The sequence below is a fragment of the Pseudovibrio sp. SCP20 genome, from assembly GCF_057774105.1.
Genome location: NZ_JBYMDH010000002.1, coordinates 164,415 through 188,243, shown reverse-complemented (window position 1 = coordinate 188,243; position 23,829 = coordinate 164,415). Strand labels below are relative to the sequence as shown.

The window sequence follows — 23,829 nt, the reverse complement described above, 5'->3', positions numbered from 1 at the left end:
ATGACCATGATTATTAGTTAGGGGCAGCCCCGTTGGAAAGATTTGGATCAATCCAGCCAACGTTTCCATCGTGACGACGGAATACGACATTTACCTCACCATTACCAGCGTTGCGGAACACTACAACGGGAGCTTCACTTAAATCTAGCTCCATAACTGCCATACCAACAGTCAGTGTTTTCACCTTCGCTTCGGTTTCTGCAACCACAAGTGGGCTGTAGTCGGCGGGTACCTCTTCTTCCTGCTCAGGATCAGCAAGAACATACGATGTTGCACCGTACGTTTCCCACTCTGCAGGGAGACCATTTGTGTGGTGGTCGTTTAACTTTCTGTTATAGCGCCTTAGCCTTTTCTCAATGCGTTCGGCTGCTTTGTCGAAACTTTGGCGTGGATCCTGGCTATCACCCGAAACCTGAAGCACCACACCTGTACTGAGGTGGACTGTGCATTCGGAACGGAAGCCAGAGCCTTCGCGCGCGATTGTCACATGACCCGTATATGCGCCTGGGAAATATTTATCCAGTGCATCGGAAATCCGGTCTTCAACGTGAGTTCTGGTTGCATCACCAATGTCCACGTTCCTCCCCGAAATTCTAATTGTCATGGGAACCTCTTATGTTGTGTCGACTTAATCGCTGACAGGTCCTTCAGCTAAAGAGCAAAGAACCCTTCAACACATGTAGTTTGGACCAGCTAAGTTTAAAGTGCTACTGTTTTCGAGTTCTTAGAAAAATCTATGAGAACAGAAAAACATCCTATAGAGGTTATTAACCGATACGGGCCCTATTATCTCTCTTTGAAACTATGAGAAATATCAGTGGTTTAGGTGAGGCTTTTCTTTTCTCTGCGTCGCTGCACGGAGCTGGGAATCCTTAATGCTTCCCGATACTTAGCTACAGTTCGTCGCGCTATATCCACACCGTCATCTTTCAGAATTTTCACAAGAGCGTCATCTGAGAGAATCTTCTTGGGATCTTCGGCATCAATCAGCTGCTTTATCCGGTAGCGTACTGATTCCGCTGAGTGCGATTCACCACCTTCAGAAGACGCAATTGCGGCAGAAAAGAAGTACTTAAGCTCAAAAATTCCGCGCGGTGTGGCTATGTATTTATTGGAAGTCACACGGCTCACAGTGGATTCATGCATACCAATGGCGTCTGCGACCACACGCAGGTTCATTGGACGCAGATGTTGTACACCATAAGTGAGAAAACCATCCTGCTGCCGCACAATTTCCGAAGAGACCTTCAGGATTGTCCGTGCGCGCTGATCCAGGCTCTTCACAAGCCAGTTCGCGGTCTGCAGGCTATCCGTGAAGTACGCCAGCTCCTTGTCCTTTTTGGAGCTCTGGGAGATTTCAGAGTAATAGCTCTGGTTCACCAGAACCTTAGGCAAGCTCTCAGTGTTAAGTTCAACAGTCCAGCCGCCATCAGAAGCGGGGCGAACAAACGCATCAGGAACAATTGGCTGTGCAACTTCAGTGTTGAACGCAGCACCGGGTTTGGGATTGAGCTCTTTAATCTCAAGGATCATGTCCTTGAGATCCTCATCATCTACCCTACAAAGCCGCTTCAGCTTTGTCAGATCATGTAGTGCCAGCAACTCGATGTTCTCGACCAGAGCCTGCATGGCAGGATCATACCGGTCTTTTTCTTTGAGCTGCAGTTTCAGACACTCAGAAAGGTCGCGTGCAAATACCCCAACAGGGTCAAGACCTTGCAATGCGAGAATAACCCGTTCCAGATCTTGCTCAGTCACACCCAGGCGCGCAGACATCTCTTCTGCATCAATGCGCAGATATCCGCTCTCATCAAGGCAATCGATAAGCTGTTGCGCGATCAGAATGTCAGTAGGATTGGAAACAGCAAAACCCAACTGCTCCTGCAGGTGTTCACTGAGCGAAACTTCTGCAGCTACAAAGGCTTCCAGATTGTAGTCAGAAGCGCCTGAGGATGCGTTGTGGCTAGGTGCTTGCCAGTTGTCGGCCTTTTGCTGAACAGGATCAACAGACTGGCTCTCGCCATTGTCATCAGGAAAGACGTTTGAGAGCTCGGAGTCCAGATTGCTTGAAATGGCTTCAGGCGTTGTCTCAAGCTCATTGTTGAGCCAATCACCTTCCTGCATCTCAGCAGAACCACTCTCGTTATCAGAAGAGTTGTCAGGAGCGGAGGTTTCAGCAGTTGGACCAGCTCCATCCGGGCTGTCATCCCGTTCCAGAAACGGGTTACTTTCTAACTCACTATTGATATGTGCAATCAGGTCCACATTCGACAGCTGCAACAGCTTGATCGCCTGCATCAGTTGCGGCGTCATGACAAGCTGTTGGCTTTGTCTGAATTCTAATTTTGGACCGATTGCCATAGAGTTATTTCATCCTCCAAGTGCCGCAAGCTAACTTGCAACACTCTTCTACGCAATTCGGCATAGGTTGGAAATCAAAGAGTGAACTGTTCCCCGAGATACAAACGCCTTACATCCGGATCTGCAACGATCTGATGCGGTTTGCCTTCCGTCAGAACTTCACCCGCCGCGATAATGTAAGCGCGGTCAATCAGGCCAAGCGTTTCACGCACGTTATGGTCCGTGATGAGGACACCAATGCCACGTTGTGTCAGATGACGCACAAGCTGTTGAATGTCTCCGACAGCAATAGGGTCAATACCCGCAAATGGCTCATCAAGCAGCATAAAGGATGGACGAGAGGCAAGCGCGCGCGCAATCTCCACGCGGCGACGTTCACCACCACTGAGTGCAATACTTGGTGATTTGCGAAGGTGCGTAACACCAAACTCGGTCAGTAGAGAATCCAAGTCTTCTTCACGACGCTTCTTGTTTGGCTCCACCACCTCCAGAACGGCACGAATGTTGTCTTCAACAGACAGTCCGCGGAAAATGGATGCTTCCTGAGGAAGATAGCCAACGCCCAAACGTGCACGGCGATACATCGGCAGCTGTGTCATATCGAAGTTATCGAGACGAATAGCGCCATGATCCGGACGGATGAGGCCCGTGATCATGTAAAAGCAGGTGGTCTTACCAGCACCGTTTGGTCCCAGCAGTCCAACAGCTTCGCCGCGACGCACATTCAGGCTGACGTGTTTTACAACCTGGCGACGTCCATAACTTTTGCCGATGCCATCAACTTCCAGCACCGCTTCGGAAGGATCAGCATACTTGATGCCTTCTGGCTGATGCGTTGGGATCTGAGGATCAATTGGGTGTGCACTCAAGGGCGTGGCCTATTTTGCTTTAGTTCTTATTTTCAAGGCTGTTTGGCTGCAAAAGCATCCGCACACGACCGGTGTTGCCACCGGTTCCACTGGAATCCAGATTTGCTTTGCCAGTTTCCAGATTGATCACAAGGCGTTTGCCCACAATCACATTTGGTCCCTGACTCAGGGTCACGCGCTTACCGGTCATCACAACGACCTGTTTTTCCATGTCAAAGCTGGCATCATCACCTGTGGCAACCTGATCCTTGGAGGAAACAAGCACATCGCCTTTAGCTTCAAGGCGGGAGATCGACTGCTGGACAGGCTGTCCGTCTGCGTTGCCATTGGCCATGGAGCCGCTGTAAAACACGATCAAACGCTGAGCTTCCAGCTTCGCTTCACCCTGGGTGACGACAACATTGCCGCTGAAAATGGCGCTTTTGTCTTTGTCACGAACCTGAAGGTTAGCGGCTTCAATCTCGATAGGTTCTTTATTGTCAGAACCGAAACCTGCAAATGAATCGGAGAACGTTTGCGCATGGGCCATTCCAGCCAGCCCGAGTGCCATAATACAAGATAGAGAGAATATCCTCATCCGGTTAATCATTGACCGTTCTCCAGTGCCCAGGGCAGAAGCTTCATCTTTACGCCCCGGCGAAAATTCAAAACATTGTTTTTCTGATCAAATTCCATAGATCCAGCATCGATATAGCCACCTTCAGATGTGACATCAACTGTATCGTTGGTCTGGATTGTACCTGTCTTCATATCGATATCGAGATACTCAAATTCTGCGGAATAACCTTTGCTGTATGCGACCGTGATCCCGTTGGTCAAATTCAGGGTTTCCATCTCTGTATCGAACGTCCCGTTTCGGGAGGTGATACTAACAGTTTCCCCGGGAGCTATTGTGATTTCAGCCACAATATTCTCCAAATCAATCACTTGCGGGTTCGTAATGCGCTGAATAGCCCGGTCTGCCTGAACGTTGTATGAACGATCACCATCGTTACCCGACAGGTGCGGGTTGGACATCACAAGCCCTTCTGTGGTCAGGCTGATATCCCCGATGCTCAGTCCTGCAAGAATATTCTGGAAAACGACCATGGCAATCACGCCGGCGGCGATCAGCAATCCGCCGGCTGGAAGTGCAAACCGGAGCAAACGAACAAGAATGGAATGTCGACGCGCAGCTTTACGCGCTTTCTCCAGCCGTGTTTGCGCTTCACTCGCAAACTCTTTTGGCATGTTCTCCATTGTTGTCATTCGTAGTCCTGGAACATTCTGGAAGCGATACACATGGGGGATCGCAATCCGGTTGCCATTTTCCGGTCTGTCTCACAGTGAGTAACCAGTATCTTAAAGGCACAAACCGCTTCCGTTGATACGCAAATTTTCAGGTAAAACCTGAAAAGGAAGCGGTAAGCACACACTAGCTGCCTAAATGGGGGTGCTTCAACAAATTACAAATGTTGAAGCACAATAAACCGCAAATACTGGTAGAAAACTCGAGTTTTCGCTTAAGAATGTGCGAAAATGTCAGTTTCAGGCCATCCTGCAAGATCAAGCTGCGCACGTGTCGGCAGAAAATCGAAGCACTTCTGTGCAATCTCTGTACGCTCTTCGCGCTCAAGCATAAATTCAAGGCGCTCTTTAAGCTTATGAAGATGAAGAACATCTGATGCAGCATAGGCAAGCTGTGCATCTGTCAGTTTTTCAGCTGCCCAATCAGAGCTTTGCTGCTGCTTGGAAAGGTCAACACCAATCAACTCGCGGCAAATATCTTTAAGTCCGTGACGATCCGTGTAGGTGCGCACAAGCTTGGACGCAATTTTGGTGCACCAGACCGGCGAAACGGAGATGTCCAGATACTCTTTCAATATGGCGACATCAAAGCGAGCAAAGTGAAAAATCTTTGGCTTGCCTGCGTCTTCAAACAGCGCTTGCAGGTTAGGTGCAGCCAGCTGGCCACGTTCAATCTGCACAACATCAGCAGAACCATCACCAGAAGAAAGCTGTACAACACACAACCGATCACGGTGTGGGTTCAGACCTAAAGTTTCAGTGTCCACTGCAACTGCATCAGCAGAAGAGTAGTTGGAAAGGTCCGGAAGATCGTTTTTGTGATATCTGATTGTCATTGTTGCTCTCGAAGAAGTATACGCGCGGTTTGGTATATGAGACGTGTTTTGTCGCGTCTACACCAACCGGTCAAGTTACTCTGCAATTTTTAGGGAGAGCTTTGTGAAGAAAAGATGGTGCCCAGAAGAGGACTCGAACCTCCACGCCCATGCGGGCACTAGCACCTGAAGCTAGCGCGTCTACCAATTCCGCCATCTGGGCACATATTCATCTTTTTCTTTCAGAGGGTTGCTGCTTGGCAGCGCCGCTCTGTGAGGAGGGGTTCTAGTGATCTGGACGGGGATTGTCAATCACACATTTGCAAAGAGTTTTAATTTCTCCACAGAGCGCCTTCACAACCCCAAACCTTGGGCGTATTAACGTCCCATGAATTATAGCTTTTTTGAGGGTTATGCGCACTAATACGCGTACCTGCAAAAATTTGGCAAAGGTGGATGAAAATGGCGCAAGCGCTTAACGGGAAACTTATAACCGTTTTCGGCGGGTCAGGATTTATTGGTCGTCACGTCATCAGGATCTTAGCAGAACGTGGATACAGTATCCGCGCAGCTGTGCGTCGTCCTGAACTTGCAGAGCATTTGCAGCCGCTGGGGGCTGTGGGCCAGATCATGCCTGTGGCAGCAAGCGTGCGAAACAAAAAATCTGTAGAACGCGCTGTAGAAGGCGCATGTGCAGTCATCAACCTTGTGGGTATTCTTTACGAGACTGGCGCCCAGAAGTTTGACAGCGTGCAGGCAAAAGGTCCTGGTGTTGTTGCTGAAGTCTGTAAAGAGCAGGGCATCGACACATTCGTGCATGTTTCTGCAATTGGTGCAGATGAAAACAGCCCGGCTGTTTACGCAAAAACCAAAGCTGCTGGTGAAAAAGCTGTTCTGGAAGCGATGCCAAATGCAGTGATCTTCCGCCCATCCATCGTGTTCGGTCCTGAAGATGATTTCTTCAACCGTTTTGGAAGTATGGCTCAGCTCTTCCCGGCTCTGCCGCTCATCGGTGGTGGTCACACCAAGTTCCAGCCAGTCTATGTTGGTGATGTTGCGCTTGCTATTGCAAACGCTGCCGAAAACAAGGTTGAAACCGGCAAAATCTACGAGCTCGGCGGGCCGCAGGTTGCGACCTTCAAAGAATGTTTGCAGCTGATGATGAATGTCATTCTCCGCAAGCGCATGCTGGTTTCCCTACCATTCTTGATAGCTCGCATTCAGGCTAAGTTCCTGCAGATGCTGCCCAAGCCAATGCTAACTATCGATCAGGTGAACCTGCTCAAGAGCGACAACGTGGTGAGCAAGGAAGCACAGGCTGAAAAGCGGACATTCGAAGGTCTGGGCATCGAGCCGCATTCAATGGAAGCAATCCTGCCAACCTATCTCGATAAGTTCCGCCCGCGCGGACAGTACGATTCCCAAAACGCCGCGAAGTCATAAACTCTTCGCGTTTTTGAGAGATAAAGCCCCGCTTCTGGCGGGGTTTTTTGTATCTACAGCACCTAAGCGACCCGATACAAAAGGCCTGCTCTGAAGGCTCGTTCAAGTTTTATCTAAGCTCACTTGCTTTGCATAAGCATATGTTCACCACCAGTTTTAAAAGCCCTCCTGCCTTCATCAGAGTAACGCATAATGCTCGATAATGAGGCGTCCACGTGGAAGCTGAGCCTTCAAGACTGGAATGAGACCATGCCGCTGACCGATTTGACCAAAGAAGAGCACCAATGGGCAGATGATATGTTCAAGCTCCTTCACATCAGTGCAGATGGCGAGGAGGGGGCAGAGAATGGAGCTGCATCAGCTGGAACGCCCGCGGACTTCACCCATCTTGAGCAATCTATTTCAGAGCTCAATGCCAAAAGTGACATTCTGAGAAACTACAAGGCTCTTAGCTCAAGCTTCAAAAAAATTGAGAAGGCGACACAATCTGCGCTCAAGGCAGCCCTCGCAGCGATCCATGAAAAGAATGAGCAGGCAGTCGGTTCAACTGTTTCTGCTTTGCAAAAGTGCACGTCAGAGCATGCTGGTCTGATCAACGATGCTGAAAGAACGCTTTCAGAGCTCTCAGATGAAGTTAGGGGTCTACGGGAAGAACACAAAGAACATACTGCCCGCAAAGCAGAGTTTGTGAAGCGTGCGTATTTCAGCAAAGCCAACGCGAAGAAACTCAACAAGTACACATCCGCCTGCGAGGACGTGGACAAGGAACTGAACCAGGCTGAGGCGAGCGTGCAGGCACGTAATATCGATGATGTGAACAAAGCCCTCAAATCTAGCACCAAGTGCCTTCAGAAACTTCGCAAGGAAATGGATTGGTTGGATACAGCTGAAGCCAGCAAACCTGAAAGCAAACGGATGGGCGATGAAAAACTTCAGGGAGGACTGGTAGCTGACTATCAAAAGAAGAAAGAGAGTTGGCAACCGCAAGTTTGCTACAATGCCGCGATGAAAGTCGGTGTTGTTGAAGGAAATCTTCCCGAGTTCATGCGCCAGAGCCTGATTAATCAAAAAAGAGTCAATGGTTATCCGTCAGGTTTTCAGGAGCTTATGGGAGTAACTGCGGAAACGGTAGAAAAGAAGTTTGATCATTCCAAGATAGAGGAATCTGGCATTCTTAACTTCGTTGATGATGCAACAGGTCAAATTTCACATACTGCGTATCTGCAAAAAACTGACAAAAACACATTAGAAATTTATCATGCAAACTGCCAAACCTTGGATATGGCGTTACTGGCCAAAGGCCAGGATGTGCCTAAGGTTGGCTTGGTGACGCATTATGAGTTAAGTGATCCTGATACGCAGAACCGATTCCAAGGGTGGCTTGATCAGGGATTCAGCTTCAAGCACACACCAGCCTCTGACCTGAAATAAAAAAGCGTCGCATGTCTGCGACGCTTCAAAGGTAACCTATGCTTTAGGGTGATTAGCTCTGTGTCAGGATGAGGCCGAGCAGCCCAAGCCCGCCAACAATAATGCGCCACCAGCCAAACAGGGCAAAGCCGTGTTTGGAGACGTAATCCAGCAAGCTGCGCACCACAAAGAAGCCTGCAATGAAGGAAGACACCAGCCCGATGATGATCAGGGTCCAGTCATCTTGCCCCAACGCGTCTTTGTTCTTCAGGAAGTCAAAAACAAACGCTCCAACCATGGTTGGCATGGCGAGGAAGAATGAGAACTCCGCTGCGGATCGCTTGTCTGTTCCCATCAACAAAGAAGCAACGATCGTTGCGCCGCTGCGGGAAACACCCGGGATCATCGCCATGCACTGGGCAAAGCCGATCTTGATGTAAAGCGACAGAGGATAGTCTTCCACGTTGGTGTAGCGTGCCTGCAAGGGCATTTTATCTACCAGTAGCATAATGATGCCACCAAAGATGAGCGTGACACAAACGAGGGCTGGGGTTTCAAACAACACAGCCTTGATGAAATCATAGGCCAGTGCGCCAATCGCTGCCGCAGGCAGGAAGGCAAGCAAAACGCCAATCGTGAAATGCCGCGCTTTTGCACTTGTAGGAAGTGCGACCGCAATTCTGGTGAGCCGTGTGAAGTAGACACTCAGGATCGCGGCAATAGCGCCAAGCTGGATCATCACCTCAAAGGCGCGACCCTCACTCTTAAACCCGATGAAATGCCCGATTAGCAGCAGGTGGCCCGTTGAGGAAACTGGAATAAATTCAGTCAGGCCTTCAATGATGCCGAGCACGAGAGCGCCGACGATACTATCAGTTGTCATTAAACAGTTGTCTCCACGAATTTTCCCCAGATGTCATTGGTGAGGTTGTCCCCGTGTTTTCGTATGGTTTACGGTCTCAAGACTCTTTTGAGACAAATTACATTCCTATAGCAACCTTTTGGTTACAGGTTTGCTCATAAATCAGAACAATGCTCAAGCTCTATCATCATCCTTTCTCTCCTGAATCGCGCTTCGTTCGCTTGGCGCTCGGAGAATATGGAACCCCGTTTGAAACCCAGACGGAGTACCCTTGGGCACGCCGCCATGACTTCCTTATGATGAACCCAGCGGGCACACTTCCCGTTCTGAAGGAAAATGATGGCCCTGCTGTGTGCGGAGCCACCGTTATCATGGAATACTTGGACGAAACTCGCGGCTATGCGATCCCCAACAACCGTTTGCTACCGGATCATCCCGAAGCACGTGCAGAAACTCGTCGTCTCGTCTCTTGGTTTTTGCAAAAATTCCTCTCTGAGGTTATTGGCTACATCGTGCAAGAACGCATTTACAAACAGGAGATGCCGGATAGCCAGGGTGGCGGACAGCCAGACTCAAGCATCCTTCGGGTCGCTCGTGCCAATATGCTGAACCACATGCGCTACATCGGATACCTTGCTGCCACACGAAAGTGGCTGGCTGGTGATCGGCTTACATTCGCTGATCTGGCCGCGGCAAGTCTTCTCTCCTGTGCAGACTATCTTGGTGAAGTTCCATGGTCCGAGGACGAAAACGTGAAGAGCTGGTACGCGCGGATGAAATCTCGTCCGAGCTTCCGCCCAATTCTGACGGACAAGATGCTCGGCATGCCAGCAGCGAAGACTTACGCGGATCTCGACTTCTAAAACCTCACTCAGACACACAGTTGACGGAAAAACAGGCTGCGCGCGTTAAGGCAGATCTGATCAAACGCGCGCGTGCAATCGGCTTTGATGACATCCGCATCACCACAGCGGATGCAATCCCGCTGGCACCCGAACGCCTACACCACTTTATCGAACAAGGTTACCACGCCACCATGGAGTGGATGCCGGAAACCGAACTTCGACGTTCCAGCCCGCTTGAACTCTGGCCGGAAGCACGATCTGTCATCATGTTGGCGATGAACTACGGACCAGATATTGACCCAATGGAGATGCGGGAAAAACCAGACAAGGCGCATATCTCCGTCTATGCCCGCAATCGTGACTACCACGACATCATGAAAGGCAAGATGAAGGAACTTGCCAGCCTATTGGTTTCTAAAGGCGGCGGGGATGTAAAAGTGTTTGTCGACACCGCGCCGGTAATGGAAAAGCCGTTGGCTTATTCCGCTGGGCTGGGGTGGCAGGGCAAACACTCCAATCTTGTGTCCCGTGAACTCGGCTCCTGGTTCTTTCTTGCTGCAATCTTCTCTACACTGGACCTGCCGCTGGATGAGCCGGAAGTAGATCATTGTGGCAACTGTAAACGCTGCCTCACAGTCTGCCCGACCAAAGCGTTTCCAGCTCCCTATCAGGTGGATGCAAACCGCTGCATCTCCTACCTGACTATTGAGCATCACGGCCCAATTCCGCTTGAGTTCCGCAAGCCAATGGGCAATCGCATCTATGGCTGTGATGATTGCCTCTCCGTGTGCCCATGGAACAAGTTTGCCCAATCTGCCAGCGAAGCCAAGCTGCAGGCGCGGGAAGATCTGATGGAACCAGCCCTTGCAGATCTGTTGCAAATGGATGATCCAACTTTCCGCAAGTTCTTCTCAGGTTCACCAGTCAAACGCATTGGCCGCAACCGCTTCATCCGCAACTGCCTCATCGCAGCAGGCAACAGTGCAGAAGAAAAACTCATTCCTCGTGTGCTTGATCACTTGCAAGATGAAGACGAAACCGTCCGCGCAACCGCCGTTTGGGCCTTATCTCAGCTTGTCTCTGAAGCTGACTTCGAAAAGCACAAATCAGCAGCGTTCAAAAATGAGCAGAGCGAAACGGTCCGCACTGAATGGGAGCAGGGCACTTCATCTTAAGGTGCCCACCAATCAGGCTGCTTTTTCTGTCTTCGGATACTGAAAGCCGGTCAGTTCTTCAGAAATAGCCCAAAGCTTCTCCTGTACACCCTTATCAACTGCCAGCCCGGTAAGTTTGATCGGGCTGGGATTGCCCCAAATGCCAAAGCGTGGCCCCAGGAAGGAGCAGGCGGGTAGGCTTGTGTCGGTTGCTGCCATCATCTGAGGTCGTGCACCAAACTCGACTGGACGTGCCATCACGTGAGACAGCCAGCCACCAATGCCGATAGACTGCTGCCGCTCCGTCGCCGCAAGGCCGGGGTGGGCAGACATAGACTTTGCAGTTGAGCCAGCAGCATCAAACCTATGCTGCAAGGCGAACATAAACAGCAGGTTCGCAAGCTTACTCTCAGCATAGCTGCCAACACGGGCATATGGGCGCTTTTCCCAGTGCAAGTCGTCAAAGTTCATCTTTGCAGCTTTGTAAGCGCCACTGGAAACCGTCACCACTCGAGCATCTGGCGTTACCACCAGTGTTTCAAACAGCAGTCCGGTCAAAAGAAAATGCCCCAGATGGTTGGTTGCCATATGCATTTCCCAACCCTCTTTGGTGCGCGCCAACTCCTTCAGGTTCACCACACCAGCATTGCTGAGAAGAATATCCAATCGATGATGCTTAGCCGTAAAGGTCTGAGCAAACCGGCGGATGCTGTCGCGGTCAGTCAGATCCAGCGGGAGTACCTCCAGCGACGCAGAGCTGACCTGTTGGTGCACACGAGCCATTGCGGCTTCACCCTTCTCGACGGTTCGGCAGGCAATCACCACGTGCGCGCCACGCTGCGCCAATTCCAGCGTGGATTGAAAGCCAAGGCCGATGTTTCCGCCTGTAACCACAGCCGTTTTTCCTGCAAGGTCTTGACTGTTTTTATTATTTGGCTGCTGTTGCAAAGCATCTCTCCTGAGATTGTCAAAATAACAGAACGGCGGTAGTTTATTTGCAGGTTTCTGGAGAGTCAATAACCGACTGATGGTCGTTTATGTGGTGCGTGGAAAGGCGAGAAGAAATATGAGCGAAAAAACAAAAGCTTATCAGCGTGCGAGAACCGCAGAACATTTTGCGGAGCGCGAAAAGATGATCCTGACTGCCACACGAACATTGATGGATAGGGAAGGTATTGAAAACACTAGCCTTTCCGCCGTCGCGCGCGAAGTTGGCCTAGCAAAATCCAGCCTCTACCGATACTACGAAAGCCGGGAGCAAATCTTAGTCGCTTTGCTGCTGGAAGATGCTGACCACATGCTCGCAAGCCTCCAGAAAGCTTTGAACACATTGAATGGCGACACAAATCTGAAGACCATCGCAGGCATCTGGGCCAAGGTCTGTTGTGATCATCCGCGCCTCTGCCTTCTGGTCAGTCAGCTCTCACCTATTCTGGAACATAACCTCTCAACCGAACGCATTGTTGAGGCCAAGCAGGAGTTTTTGCGCCGTCACCGAAAAATGGCAGGGATATTGGGCGCTGTGTTACCCAAGCTAAGCGAAGCTGGTGCTTTTGCAGCCGTTCAGTTCGTGTTCACGGTGGTTGCTGGGCTTTGGCCGATGAAGGCGGAAAGAAAAAACACGCTGACAGCTCTGGAGCATCCCGATCTCAGCCATCTGAAAGTGAACTTTGAGGACAGTCTGGCAGGCTCGATCGAGCTCTGCCTGCTGGGTGTTCTGGCAAAAGAGCAGAACTGGGTGCCTGAGCTGAAATAGCAGCTGCAATTAATGCCGCCTGCCCATCCGCTTTTCGATCTGGCGTTTCTCCCAGTCATCGCCAAACGGATTGAATATCTCAAACACGCTCAGGCCATGGCCGACGACACCAATGCCCCAGCCTGCGGCAACCCAGAGAAACCAGAGATATCCCGGTGAGGTGAATAGGTTCAGCACTGCCAAAGCTGAAATCATGACGGCATATTGGATCAGGTGCATATAGAACGAGCGGATGTCCCGCACATACTCCATGGCCTTCTGCTCTTTCTGGGAGAGTTGGGGCAAAATCCCGTGTGTTCCTGATGGCATGTCCTGGTCCTTCCTGAGATTACCAAAATCCGTGTCCAGAGCAGAGGCAATGCATTTCAGAGTTTCAGGGCTGGCATTCGCACCACGTTCAATGCGCTGCAATGTGCGTGTGCTGATCCCAGCCATATGCGCGAGCTGCTCTTGAGAAAGCCCTTTTTCAATGCGTAGTTTTCTGACAATCACGGACAAATTCCTGTTTTCAATAGGAAGCAATCTGGAAGTTTCTTAAGCAAAACACCACGACAGCAAGCCGACACCGGCACGACATCGCCGTGACAGGCCAGCCAGTCAACCGGATAAACGCCGGATTTCCTGTCAGAGTAGCGCCTCAAGCGCGTTTAGCAAAGTATCGCACTCTTCTGTCGTTCCGATGGAAATACGCAGCCAGTTGCGGATACGCTCTTTCTTGAAATGCCGAACCAGAATGCCTTTCTCTCGAAGCCCAGCCAACAGGTGCTCTGCAGGAACGTTCTCATGAGAGGCAAAGATGAAGTTGGCAGAGGACGGCAGGACCGTAAACCCAAGTCCCTGCATTCTCTCAGAAAGCCGCTTGCGATCAGCCACAATCTGATCACGTGTTTTCTCAAACCACACTGTATCTTCCCAGGCAGCTAGAGCCCCAGCCAGAGAGAGGCGCCCAAGTGGATAGGAGTTGAAACTGTCTTTGACCCGGTTCAGCCCTTCAATCAGATGTGGCTGCCCAACGGCAAAGCCAACACGCATCCCGGCGAGACTGCGGGATTTGGAAAAGGTCTGCACCACCAGCAAGTTGTCATATTGCGGCACCAGTGCAACGGCACTCTCAGCACCAAAGTCGACATAAGCCTCATCAACCAGAACTACTACATCGGGGTTGGCTTTCAGAACGCGCTCTATATCCTCAAGCGGCAGCGCGATGCCGGTCGGTGCATTCGGGTTGGCAATGACAACACCACCGCACGGCCCCTGAAGTTCATCAAGATTGATCCGGAAATCATCTGTCAGCGCTACCATCCGATGCTCAATAGAATAGAGCTTGCAGTAGGTTGGGTAGAACGCATAGGTGATCTCAGGAAACAGCACCGGCTCTTTGCCGCAGAAGAAGGCATTGAACGCATGCGCCAGCACCTCATCGCTGCCATTACCCGCGAAGATGTGGTCCGCATTCAGCTGAAAGGTAGAAGCAATGCTTTCCCGAAGATCAGAAGCAATAGGGTCCGGATAGAGCCGCAGGGCATCACCCGAAGCATCCTTGATTGCTTCCAGCGCACTTGGAGAAGGACCCCACGGATTCTCATTGGTATTCAGCTTGATAAAGGACTGATGCTTTGGCTGCTCACCCGGTGTGTATGGCTCCAACGCGTGGATAATAGGGCTCCAAAACCTGCTCATTTCTCAATCCAATCTCATGCAAAAAACAACGGCAATCGCTAAAGAGCGAACCTATGACCGTTTAGCCAATGCGTCATTCAGCACGCATTGCATACGGTAGTAAGTCTCAACTTCTTCGTCAGAAAATGACTGCGCGAACTCTTCTACCTTGTTCATCTCAGCGGTGCGAACTTTTTTAATCAGCGCTTTGCCAGCTGGTGTCAGGCGATAAAACACGGAGCGTTTGTGCCGAGGGTTGCTCAGCTGCTCCACCATCTTCTTGTCCAGCAACTCTTTGAGCATCTTAGCCACAAACTGCCGCTTCAACTGCAGAAAGTCGGTCAGTTCAGGCGCCGTTGCCTGTTCAAGCACCAAAGCTGCTTCCATCACAGCCCGTTGCCCGAGTGTAAGATCCGTGCCTTCCAGATCTGCTTCCACACGCATGCTAATCGTCCGCAGCAACGGCCGTGTCATCTGAATGCCTGCATAGAGCAGCTCGGTCTTTGATTCTGGTTTCTTAAGCATATGATTTATCTTGCTTAATATCTACATTTGTCAATTATGTTGACAGATTAAAAGTCATAATTTAGGTCTAACCTACACTTTTTCAGACAGCCCGACAGAAAAATAGGGTGAGAACGATGAGTTTTAAAAGTCTTGCTGAGCGCCAGATCCTGAAAGCACAAGCTGAGGGGCAGATGAGCAATCTGGAAGGGGAAGGCAAACCACTTCCAGCCCGTGCACCGGGGGCCTATGACACGGCAGCCGGCATGCGGATCATGGCAGACGCTGGCGCTGTTCCGAAAGAGATTGAGCTGAAGAAGGAAATCGACATTCAGCGTAAGGTGGTTCAGGAAGCTGAGGGTACGCCGGACTGGAAAAAAGAAATGGCGAAGCTTGCAGACCTGCAACTCCGCCATGCCATTGAGCAAGAAGCCAGAAGACGGTTCTTCACCTGATTGCGGCTGTAATCGCTGCCACGAAAACCCGCGTTAAGCCGTAAACTCAGAAAACGCCTCTACCACATCAACATAAACTTGATACTTGAAGGGGATCACCAGTCCCGGCAGGTTCTCTGCCTTCTCCCAGCGCCATTCACAAAACTCCTGGGCATGGCCATCCGGAGGTGTGAGAATGTTGATCTCGCTGTCATCACCATCAAAACGGAAGGCAAACCAGCGCTGGGTCTGGCCACGATATTTTGCCTTGCGCACTTTGCGCTGGATTTCCTCAGGAAAATCATAGGAGAACCAGTCAGGCGCTTCCGCCAGTAGGCTGATGGAGTTGACGGAAGTTTCTTCAAAAAGCTCGCGTTTAGCAGCCTCTAAAGGGTCTTCTCCCTTATCCAGTCCACCCTGCGGCATCTGCCAGGCATACTCTTCAGGAATAGGCTGCTTGTCGCCATAACGTTTGCCGGTCCAGACAAGCCCATCTCGGTTGATAAGCATGATGCCAACGCAAGGGCGAAAAGGAAGAGAACTATAATCAGTCATGTCCGGTCCAATATGCGAATATCTTCGGGCAGTCTCCAGATGCAAACAGTGCAGGCAATGAGAGACGGGTAGATGAGGATTGAGCATAAACCACGTTCAGGCCTCAGCGCAGCCTGCTCGATGGTGTATCCCCGAAAAGTGATCTTGGTTTGCTGTATGGTACTCCCTCAAAGCTGTGTTTGAGGGAGCAACGACGCTGTAGATTTAACGTGTTGAATTGATAGCAGAGCTAACTGGAACGAGAGAAAGTCCACGCTCTTCCAGCCGTTGAGACCACGCTTCCAAAGCATTCAGTGTCACCGGAAAGGCCGTCGCAGTCGCAACAGCAATGCCACGCTGGCGTGCGATGGTTTCCAACTCCAGCAGCTGCGTGCCAATGGCTTCAGCGCTCAGGTTCTGGTCCAACACCAGATCAGCCTGCACAAACGGCACTTTTTGCGTTCCAGCCACTTGGCCAGCTTTGGAACGAGGGGAGGAGCCATCATCAACATACATGAGGCCACGATCCCGCACCTTGCTCAAAAACTCGCTCATACGGGCCTCATTCGAGGTGAAGCGATCGCCCATGAAGTTCACAAGCCCAACATAGTTGCTGGTCTGCCCTAGAACCCAGGAAAGGCGCTCATCATTCTGCTTCTGGTCCAGATTGGTCAGCAGGCTCTGCGGTCCGGCATCATTATCCGGGTAATCAAAGGGCTCCATCGGCGCCTGAAGCAGCACTTCATGGCCGGAAAGGCGTGCAGATTCCATCCAGCTGTTAACGTCGTCCCCATAAGGAGAGAGCCCCAGCGAGATGTCTGCAGGAAGATCCTCAATGGCCTTGATTGTCATATCGGAATTGAGGCCGATACCGTTGATCAGAATAGCAATCCGCGCCTGCGTCAGCGTCGCCGGATTAGGCCGCCGCGCATAAGCATCCAGCGGACGAACCCCTTCAGGAGAGATCTTTGGAAGAGACCCGAACTTGTTCGGCTCCAAAAGCTGCTCAATCGGTTCGGTAGAAAGCGACTCGCTGGAGAAACCACCGTCCAGCCCCTCATAATCAACCCGGCGTGCCAGATCGACGAGAGACGTCGGCCCACTGGCCTGATCTTTCAACTTAGATCCGAGCTGGCGGGAAGGGCGATAGCTGCCGTCAGGACCAACACCATTTGCGTCAAACTGTTCCGCTTCAATCAGATCCAGCTGAGAGCCGTCAGGAAGGTCGACAATTTCAATGTCGCTGGGAGCAACGCCGTCAAGTGCACTGGAAAGCTCGATGGTTGCCATTGGCTCGCCGCCATTGGGATCATCTACAATGCCAATCCAGATGAAGCCGGTGGTGAAAATGACAGTCATGATGGCGACGCCAATCAGGCCGAGCGGCAATCGCCCGATGCTCCGACGCTTGTTCATTCCAAGCGGAGCTGTCAAATCGCTCCTAACCATTGGTGCCCCCACCCTGTCATAAAATTCCGCCGCGCCAAACGAAGGTTCAGCGCGGCGTACAATATCACTTTATAGCATATCCCTGAAATGTAGCTACCGGTTTTCGGTGCGTCATATGCCTGAAAACAAACAGTTAGGCCCCGGGCAATCCAGATGAACTGCCTGGGGTCCTAAATCATTTAGATGTGTTTGCTGCACTGTCTGCACTTGGTGGGAAGGCTGCATCAGTCTTCTCACCGCGGAGCAGGGCTTTCGCCAGATTCAGCTGCACGTCTTTGTCTTTGTCTTGCGGCACGTAAGCCTGGCTACCAGAACCTTCATCGCCTTCTTCAGCCTGAAGGTGACCACGAAGACCAGCTTCGCCTTTGGTTTCTGCACGGCCCTTCAGCTCATCTGGCAGTTCCTGCAAGGAGACGATGTCAGGGCGGATACCCTTCGCCTGAATGGAATTGCCGGAAGGCGTGTAGTAGCGTGCAGTTGTCAGGCGGATAGCACCATTTGCACCCAGTGGAATGATGGTCTGAACAGACCCCTTACCAAAGGAGCGGGTGCCCAGAATGGTCGCGCGGCGATGATCCTGCAGCGCACCAGCCACAATCTCGGAAGCTGAAGCAGAGCCACCGTTCACCAGAACGATCACAGGCGCACCTTCAGTCAGGTCACCATTGCGAGCGTTGTAGCGCTGGGTTTCTTCAGCATTACGGCCACGGGTGGAAACAATTTCACCACGGTTCAGGAACGCGTCAGAAACAGCAATCGCCTGATCCAGCAGACCACCCGGGTTGTTGCGCAGATCCAGCACAAAGCCCTTCAGGTTGTCCTCACCGATTTCAGCGGTCAGCTCATCAACAGCGGTTTCCAGACCGTCAAAGGTCTGCTCGTTGAACTGGGTGATGCGGATGTAACCGATGTCTTCTTCTTTGTTCCAGCGAACAGAGCGAATGCGGATCACATCACGGGTGATTGTAATATCGGTCGGCTCATTCAGGCCTTCACGACGTACGGTGATGGTAATGTCTGTATTAACCAGCCCGCGCATCTTCTCGACAGCTTCGTTCAAGGTAAGGCCCATAACCTGTTCCCCATCAAGATGGGTAATCAAGTCACCTGCCTGAACGCCAGCTTTAAATGCCGGAGTGTCATCAATTGGAGCGACAACCTTCACGAGGCCGTCTTCCATGGTCACTTCAATGCCAAGCCCGCCAAACTCACCGCGGGTCTGCACCTGCATATCGCGGAAGCTCTTTGGGGGCAGATAGCTGGAATGCGGATCAAGGCTTGTGAGCATGCCGTTGATGGCGGTTTCGATCAGTTTGGAGTCTGCTGGCTCCTCAACATAATCAGAGCGTACACGCTCAAACACATCGCCAAACAGATTAAGCTGATTGTACGTATCAGCAGACGCAGCTGAAGCTGGTTCAGTAAATCTGAATGGGGCCTGAGAGTATGTTACGACCGCCGTAGCCCCCATGACCACGCCAACCAGCAAAAGCGATGCTTTCCGTATCATCCGCGAACCTTTTCGTTTTCGGCGCGTGACCACCATGGGTTGGGGTCGATTGCAGTGCCGTCTTTCCTGAATTCTACATATAAAACCGGCTGGTCCAAACTAAAATTAAGGTTATTAGCGCTCGCAAGGCGCGTTTCTCCCATTTTAGCGATTGGCTCTCCAGCTAGAATAAACTGCCCTAACTCCACCATGACGTTGTCCAGACCGGACAAAAGCACATGGTATCCGCCGCCTGCATTAACAATTACCATCTGCCCGTATGAGCGGAAATCCCCTGCATACACCACCCAACCATCAGTGGGGGAGGTGACCTGGGCATTCGGGCGTGTCGCAATGGATTGGCCAGTGGTTACGTTACCAAATCCATCTGCAACCCCAAAGTCTTGCAGGAGCGTGCCGGAAACCGGATCAGGCAACAGCCCAAGGGTCTCCGAAAAAGCAACAGCCGGTTTCAACCGGCTCGGATCAGCAAACGGATCCCCGGAAGCAATCCGGTTCTGCCGCTCAATGTCCGCTAGCCGCGCTGCTTCTGCTGCCCGGCGGCTGCTTTCCACTTCTCGCTCAAGGTTAGCAAGCAACTCTTTCAAAGAGGTTGCCTTCTCGGCAAGTTCCCTGGCGCGAGCCTTCTCGGCTTCCAGCGCTGCAAGGCTTTCCTGCCGTGCTGCCTTCTTCTTTTCTAAAAGTAATTCAACACGATGGCGCTCCTCCGCCATCTGTATTGCACCACTTCGAACCCTGTTACGCTCTGCTTCAATTTTTGCTCGAAGCCGAGACAATTCTGCAAGATCACTTGCCAGTGCTTCCGCCTCAATCCGCACTTCCGGCATGATTGAGTTCAACAGGATCGCGCTGCGTACCGCGCCAAGAGCATCCTGAGGACGCACGACCATGGCTGGCGGCGGGCGATGCCCGATCCTTTGCAAAGCACTTAAAACTTCAGCTAAAACATCTTTACGTTCATTCAATGACGCACGTACAGATTGTTCATTTTTTCTGTGGCGACCCAGCCGGGCTTCGGTGGCTTCCAGCTGGTTTTCCAGCTTCTTCATGCGCTCACCGGTGCGGATCAACTCCCCGCTCAGGCTCTCACCATCGCGTTCTAGCGCACGAATAGACCGTTGAATTTCCTCCCGCTTCTCTTTGGAAAGCGAGATATTCTGGTTCAGATCACGAAGCTCTTTCTCCCGCGCCTGCTTCTGACGCAATGCCTCAGCAGCCGGATCCTCAGGATCAATCGCATCCTTCTCAATTTTAAAGGAGACATTCGTCAGTTTTTGCGCAGTACTTTGCAGCGGCAACGCGAAGGCAGCCACAAAAAACAAGGCAAAGCTTGTCAGCAATTGGAGGAGCAGATTTCCCCTAAAACGCAACAACTGAACTCCCAAAGTGCAGCGCCGAGCAAAACGCTGACTTTCTCAATACTATGGCGTATTCCCGAAAAGTGGTCCCGGCTTTCGGGTAAGAATACGCTTCAACAAAGTGTTAGAGCATGATGCGCGAGCGCAGCTTGCTCTAAACGTCGACGCAGGCCAATCCTGCAGAAAACAGGCACACGGCCTCAAAGTTAACGCCGAGGATAATGCTCCACACAGCGTTAAGGAAGTGTCAACCACGTTGCAGGCTTAGCGACTTCCAGTAAAAACATCAATATCCACGATGCGCAAACAGCCCAGCCCACTCGGAATGGGCAAGCAGAAAACACAGTTTGTCGAGGATCTTGGAGAAAGAAAGGCAACTCCACGCCAATCAGGCGCGGTGATAGGGATGTCCAGTTAAAATGGTAATGGCGCGGTAGATTTGTTCGCCGCACATGATGCGGACCAGCTGGTGGGGCCATGTCATGGAGCCGAGGGCCAGCTTCAGGTCTGCGCGTTGCAGCAGCGCCTGTCCGTGCCCGTCTGCACCACCGATGGCAAGAACCACATCGGAGATACCCTGATCAGCCCAGCCGCCAACCTTTTTGGCAAAGGCCTCACTGGAAAGTGCCTTGCCATGCTCATCCAGTGCGATAAGGATCGCGCCAGAAGGAAGCGCATTGAGCAGAAGTTGCGCCTCTTCGTCTTTTCTGTCTTGCGTGCGGGAAGCCCGGCTCTCTGAAAATTCAACCACGGACACAGAGGTGATGCCAACAGAACGGCCAGCTTTACGAGCTCGGTCCAGATAGCGTTCGTACATGTCCTTTTCCGCGCCAGCTTTCATTTTGCCAACGCAGGCAATCGTGACTTTCATAAAGTCTCCGGGTTTAGTTCAGAGTTGCCCGCAAGAAGATCTCATGCAGATGGTTCAACACCTGCATCAGCGGCAATTGTCCAGACTCCCTCATTCCCTGAAAGGGCAGAGAAACTGGATACTGCAATACTCAGTGCTTCAAAGAAGCACTGATACTATCCGATGAACTGCGTTGGTGCAGAGCTATCCGCAGACCACATCTTTTCTACATTGTAGAAACTGCGGACTTCTGGGCGGAAAATGTGAATGATTGCATCACCGATATCGATGAGCACCCAGTCACAATGCGGCATACCCTCTACGCGAGCGTTACCGTAGCCAGCATTTTTCAGATCACGGAGCAAGTGGTCAGCAACAGCGCCCACATGGCGGTGAGAGCGGCCAGAAGCCACAACCATGTGATCAGCCAATGCAGACTTGCCAGCAAGATCGAGTGATACGATGTCCTCAGCCTTGGAATCTTCCAGACTGTTGAGGATCAGTGCAAGCACATCCCCATCCTTGGTGGGATCGTGCGATTGAAGAGGAGCGATGGTGTCCGTCCCTTCATGTTGAGTTGTCATGGTCAGCTTAAGAGCCCTCGCCATGGTTAGAGAAAGCAGTAGTCTGCTGTTAGAGAAAGCTTGAAATGCACAAACTCAAGCCTTCCGTCAAGAAGAATACTCAGGTCCCTATGGCATTTTCAAGACACTAGTTTCCGCAAAAAGCGCAAAGTTACCCTGGGGTGTGTCCTCTATTCCTCAGTAGAGTGGAAGAGGTTTCGTCCAGAGGACCGCGTAAAATGGTCCAGCACGGGGCTTTGCACTCAGGCAGTTGGTCTGCACTTTTTTCTTTTAGTTGAGCAAAGGCATACCGTTGGCAAACTTGAGCGGAAAGCGACGAAAGGGTCGCTTTGGGCCGGTCAACAATTGCCACCGGCACCCCTTCTATAATGCTCTGCCAGTTTTGCCAATGGTGAAAATTGGAGAGATTGTCTGCACCCATCAGCCAGACAAACTTGAGATGCGGCCGCCGCACCTGCAGTTGCTGAACTGTGCTTGCAGTGTAGGAGGTGCCCAGCACTTTTTCAAAGGCAGTCACCTTCATCTGCGGGTGCCGCGCAAGGTCTTTAACCGCAGCAACGCGCTCTTCCAATGGTGCTAAATCACGATGAGATTTGAGCGGGTTGCCCGGAGTAACGAGCCACCAGACCTGATGCAGCTTCAATCGCCGCAGAGCAGTTTCCGCCACAAGCAAGTGGCCGGGATGCGGGGGATTGAACGATCCCCCAAACAAACCAATGCGATTTCCATCAGCCGCATAGGGAAGGCGCATCCAGTCCGGCTGCACGTTCCCCAACTTGCCCCAAAGCTTACCTTGGTTTTCTATCGCGTGCGGTTTGGTGTTCGTCATGGACGTGTTTGGCCGTTCCCGCGAACAACGTATTTGAAGCTGGTCAGCTGCTCGACGCCAACGGGACCGCGCGCATGCATGCGGCCTGTTGCTATGCCAATTTCAGCACCCATGCCAAACTCACCGCCATCCGCAAACTGTGTGGATGCATTGTGAAGAACAATTGCTGAGTCCACCTGAGCAAAGAATTTGCGGGCTGCGATCTGGTCTTCAGTGATGATGCAGTCGGTGTGGTTGGAGCCATAGGTGCCGATATGTTCAATCGCTTCTTCCAGACCACCAACAATCTTCACGGAGATGATTGCGTCCAGATACTCGGTTGACCAGTCGTCCTCTGTCGCCTCAGAAGCAGTTGGGCACAGCATCATGACTTCTTCATCGCCGCGGATCTGACAGCGCTTCTCCTGAAGCGCCGCTAGAATTGGCGGCAGAATGGTTGCTGCGACAGCTTCATCAACAAGAAGGGTCTCAGCAGCACCGCAGATACCTGTCCGACGCATCTTGGAATTGACGACAATGTCGATCGCCTTATCCAGATCAGCTTTTTTGTCGATGAAGATGTGAACCAGACCCTCAAGGTGCGCAAACACTGGCACGCGGGCTTCATCCTGAACGCGGGCAACAAGGCTCTTGCCACCACGTGGAATGATCACGTCCAGGTTTCCATCCAGACCCTTCAGCATCTCACCAACAGCCGCACGGTCTTTCACTGGAACAATCTGGATCGCATCAACTGGCAGTCCAGCATCCGCAAGGCCAGCCTGCAAGGCTTTGTAGATCGCAAGATTGGAGTTGATGGTGTCAGAGCCGCCACGCAGCACAACTGCATTGCCCGCCTTCAGGCACAGGGCACCTGCATCTGCTGTCACGTTTGGGCGGCTTTCGTAAATCACGCCAATCACACCAAGGGGCGTGCGCACGCGGGAAATGTCCAGGCCATTCGGGCGCTGCCACTCAGCAATGGTGGAGCCAACAGGATCGTCCAGATTTGCAATGTCTTCCAGCGCGCAGGCGATTGCCTCAATGCGTTCTTCATTCAGCGTACCGCGATCAATGAAGGAAGCCAGCTGGCCGTTGGCTTTCATGCTCTCCAGATCGACAGCATTCGCTTTCAGGATGTCCGGGGTCGCAGCGCGAACGGCAGCAGCCATCGCTTCCAGGCCTTTGTTCTTCTGGCTTGTGGGGGCAATTGCAAGAACACGTGCAGCAGCGCGTGCTTTCTTGCCAATGGTTGCCATCAGGTCGCGAACATCGGTGTTGTCCGCATTTGCCACTTCAGAAGTATTCAGCATCTGCAAAACCCTTAAGTCATCACT

25 protein-coding genes and 1 tRNA gene are annotated in these 23,829 nt (G+C 51.8%); 6 read left to right on the top strand and 20 right to left on the bottom strand.

The genetic code is table 11. The features are described from left to right. Positions 1-13: 13 nt before the first annotated feature. The 7 genes from hpf to AC3CB2_RS09315 form a co-directional block, all read right to left on the bottom strand. Positions 14-604: a ribosome hibernation-promoting factor, HPF/YfiA family gene (hpf, locus tag AC3CB2_RS09345; protein ID WP_083416869.1), complete on the bottom strand. Its 591-nt coding sequence runs from the start codon at positions 602-604 to the stop codon at positions 14-16. A 218-nt stretch (positions 605-822) separates the two neighbouring features. Continuing rightward, positions 823-2,361, bottom strand: coding sequence for an RNA polymerase factor sigma-54 (gene rpoN, locus AC3CB2_RS09340; protein WP_352932666.1), 1,539 nt, complete (start codon positions 2,359-2,361; stop codon positions 823-825). A gap of 74 nt (positions 2,362-2,435) precedes the next feature. Then, a complete protein-coding gene (gene lptB, locus AC3CB2_RS09335; RefSeq protein ID WP_235861774.1) occupies positions 2,436-3,179 on the bottom strand; it encodes an LPS export ABC transporter ATP-binding protein in 744 nt (247 codons plus the stop codon). 70 nt (positions 3,180-3,249) lie between these two features. Beyond that, positions 3,250-3,759 carry a lipopolysaccharide transport periplasmic protein LptA gene (gene lptA, locus AC3CB2_RS09330; RefSeq protein WP_208990229.1) on the bottom strand — a complete coding sequence of 170 codons (510 nt, stop codon included), beginning with the start codon at positions 3,757-3,759 and terminating at the stop codon, positions 3,250-3,252. 56 nt (positions 3,760-3,815) lie between these two features. Next, a complete protein-coding gene (gene lptC / locus AC3CB2_RS09325) occupies positions 3,816-4,478 on the bottom strand; it encodes an LPS export ABC transporter periplasmic protein LptC (protein WP_128647333.1) in 663 nt (220 codons plus the stop codon). Positions 4,479-4,732: 254 nt separating this feature from the next. Continuing rightward, the gene (locus AC3CB2_RS09320; protein WP_352932671.1) at positions 4,733-5,353 is read right to left on the bottom strand and encodes a ribonuclease D; all 621 of its coding nucleotides are present in this window, start codon (positions 5,351-5,353) and stop codon (positions 4,733-4,735) included. 115 nt (positions 5,354-5,468) lie between these two features. Further along, positions 5,469-5,555, bottom strand: a tRNA-Leu gene (locus AC3CB2_RS09315). 233 nt (positions 5,556-5,788) lie between these two features. Between AC3CB2_RS09315 and AC3CB2_RS09310 the strand changes: the two genes are divergently transcribed. Both AC3CB2_RS09310 and AC3CB2_RS09305 read left to right on the top strand, forming a co-directional pair. Next, on the top strand, positions 5,789-6,775 hold the full coding sequence (locus AC3CB2_RS09310; protein WP_352932674.1) for a complex I NDUFA9 subunit family protein: 987 nt from the start codon (positions 5,789-5,791) through the stop codon (positions 6,773-6,775). A gap of 192 nt (positions 6,776-6,967) precedes the next feature. Next, complete coding sequence (locus tag AC3CB2_RS09305) at positions 6,968-8,206, top strand: DUF8038 domain-containing protein (protein ID WP_352932677.1); 1,239 nt, start codon at positions 6,968-6,970, stop codon at positions 8,204-8,206. Positions 8,207-8,258: 52 nt separating this feature from the next. Here AC3CB2_RS09305 and AC3CB2_RS09300 read toward each other — a convergent pair whose 3' ends face one another. Continuing rightward, on the bottom strand, positions 8,259-9,068 hold the full coding sequence (locus tag AC3CB2_RS09300; RefSeq protein ID WP_008548371.1) for an undecaprenyl-diphosphate phosphatase: 810 nt from the start codon (positions 9,066-9,068) through the stop codon (positions 8,259-8,261). Positions 9,069-9,217: 149 nt separating this feature from the next. Here AC3CB2_RS09300 and AC3CB2_RS09295 point away from each other — a divergent pair, with 149 nt between their 5' ends. Together AC3CB2_RS09295 and queG are read left to right on the top strand one after the other, a co-directional pair. After that, positions 9,218-9,910 carry a glutathione S-transferase family protein gene (locus tag AC3CB2_RS09295; RefSeq protein WP_037036498.1) on the top strand — a complete coding sequence of 231 codons (693 nt, stop codon included), beginning with the start codon at positions 9,218-9,220 and terminating at the stop codon, positions 9,908-9,910. Between the two features lie 20 nt (positions 9,911-9,930). Next, complete coding sequence (gene queG, locus AC3CB2_RS09290; protein WP_352932682.1) at positions 9,931-11,067, top strand: tRNA epoxyqueuosine(34) reductase QueG; 1,137 nt, start codon at positions 9,931-9,933, stop codon at positions 11,065-11,067. A 12-nt stretch (positions 11,068-11,079) separates the two neighbouring features. On the opposite strand, the gene AC3CB2_RS09285 is transcribed toward queG, so the two are convergent. Next, positions 11,080-11,994, bottom strand: a complete 915-nt coding sequence (locus tag AC3CB2_RS09285) for an oxidoreductase (RefSeq protein WP_352932685.1) — start codon at positions 11,992-11,994, stop codon at positions 11,080-11,082. A 118-nt stretch (positions 11,995-12,112) separates the two neighbouring features. Here AC3CB2_RS09285 and AC3CB2_RS09280 point away from each other — a divergent pair, with 118 nt between their 5' ends. Further along, on the top strand, positions 12,113-12,802 hold the full coding sequence (locus AC3CB2_RS09280; RefSeq protein WP_352932688.1) for a TetR/AcrR family transcriptional regulator: 690 nt from the start codon (positions 12,113-12,115) through the stop codon (positions 12,800-12,802). A gap of 9 nt (positions 12,803-12,811) precedes the next feature. Here AC3CB2_RS09280 and AC3CB2_RS09275 read toward each other — a convergent pair whose 3' ends face one another. The 3 genes from AC3CB2_RS09275 to AC3CB2_RS09265 all read right to left on the bottom strand — a co-directional run bounded on the left by AC3CB2_RS09275 (position 12,812) and on the right by AC3CB2_RS09265 (position 14,986). After that, on the bottom strand, positions 12,812-13,294 hold the full coding sequence (locus AC3CB2_RS09275) for a 2TM domain-containing protein (protein ID WP_352932691.1): 483 nt from the start codon (positions 13,292-13,294) through the stop codon (positions 12,812-12,814). Between the two features lie 132 nt (positions 13,295-13,426). Next, the gene (hisC, locus tag AC3CB2_RS09270; RefSeq protein WP_352932694.1) at positions 13,427-14,482 is read right to left on the bottom strand and encodes a histidinol-phosphate transaminase; all 1,056 of its coding nucleotides are present in this window, start codon (positions 14,480-14,482) and stop codon (positions 13,427-13,429) included. Between the two features lie 51 nt (positions 14,483-14,533). Continuing rightward, entirely contained in the window at positions 14,534-14,986 is a 453-nt protein-coding gene (locus AC3CB2_RS09265; protein WP_352932696.1) for a MarR family winged helix-turn-helix transcriptional regulator, read from the bottom strand. 116 nt (positions 14,987-15,102) lie between these two features. Here AC3CB2_RS09265 and AC3CB2_RS09260 point away from each other — a divergent pair, with 116 nt between their 5' ends. Beyond that, on the top strand, positions 15,103-15,420 hold the full coding sequence (locus tag AC3CB2_RS09260) for a DnaJ family domain-containing protein (RefSeq protein ID WP_008548721.1): 318 nt from the start codon (positions 15,103-15,105) through the stop codon (positions 15,418-15,420). A gap of 33 nt (positions 15,421-15,453) precedes the next feature. On the opposite strand, the gene AC3CB2_RS09255 is transcribed toward AC3CB2_RS09260, so the two are convergent. The 8 genes from AC3CB2_RS09255 to AC3CB2_RS09220 all read right to left on the bottom strand — a co-directional run bounded on the left by AC3CB2_RS09255 (position 15,454) and on the right by AC3CB2_RS09220 (position 23,811). Next, the gene (locus AC3CB2_RS09255) at positions 15,454-15,954 is read right to left on the bottom strand and encodes an RNA pyrophosphohydrolase (protein WP_352932699.1); all 501 of its coding nucleotides are present in this window, start codon (positions 15,952-15,954) and stop codon (positions 15,454-15,456) included. A 204-nt stretch (positions 15,955-16,158) separates the two neighbouring features. Further along, positions 16,159-17,382, bottom strand: a complete 1,224-nt coding sequence (locus AC3CB2_RS09250) for a divergent polysaccharide deacetylase family protein (protein ID WP_352932701.1) — start codon at positions 17,380-17,382, stop codon at positions 16,159-16,161. A gap of 175 nt (positions 17,383-17,557) precedes the next feature. After that, complete coding sequence (locus AC3CB2_RS09245; protein WP_041767905.1) at positions 17,558-18,892, bottom strand: S41 family peptidase; 1,335 nt, start codon at positions 18,890-18,892, stop codon at positions 17,558-17,560. Beyond that, on the bottom strand, positions 18,889-20,265 hold the full coding sequence (locus AC3CB2_RS09240) for a murein hydrolase activator EnvC family protein (protein WP_208608928.1): 1,377 nt from the start codon (positions 20,263-20,265) through the stop codon (positions 18,889-18,891). The genes AC3CB2_RS09245 and AC3CB2_RS09240 overlap by 4 nt, the downstream gene beginning before the upstream one ends. A 373-nt stretch (positions 20,266-20,638) precedes the next feature. Then, positions 20,639-21,121 (bottom strand): 23S rRNA (pseudouridine(1915)-N(3))-methyltransferase RlmH, encoded by a 483-nt coding sequence (gene rlmH / locus AC3CB2_RS09235; RefSeq protein ID WP_008548248.1) that lies wholly within the window; start codon positions 21,119-21,121, stop codon positions 20,639-20,641. 155 nt (positions 21,122-21,276) lie between these two features. After that, positions 21,277-21,684 (bottom strand): ribosome silencing factor, encoded by a 408-nt coding sequence (rsfS, locus tag AC3CB2_RS09230; RefSeq protein ID WP_014283579.1) that lies wholly within the window; start codon positions 21,682-21,684, stop codon positions 21,277-21,279. Positions 21,685-21,835: 151 nt separating this feature from the next. Continuing rightward, positions 21,836-22,513, bottom strand: coding sequence for a nicotinate-nucleotide adenylyltransferase (locus AC3CB2_RS09225; protein ID WP_352932704.1), 678 nt, complete (start codon positions 22,511-22,513; stop codon positions 21,836-21,838). Next, positions 22,510-23,811 carry a glutamate-5-semialdehyde dehydrogenase gene (locus AC3CB2_RS09220; protein WP_425328944.1) on the bottom strand — a complete coding sequence of 434 codons (1,302 nt, stop codon included), beginning with the start codon at positions 23,809-23,811 and terminating at the stop codon, positions 22,510-22,512. The genes AC3CB2_RS09225 and AC3CB2_RS09220 overlap by 4 nt, the downstream gene beginning before the upstream one ends. Positions 23,812-23,829 lie beyond the last annotated feature (18 nt).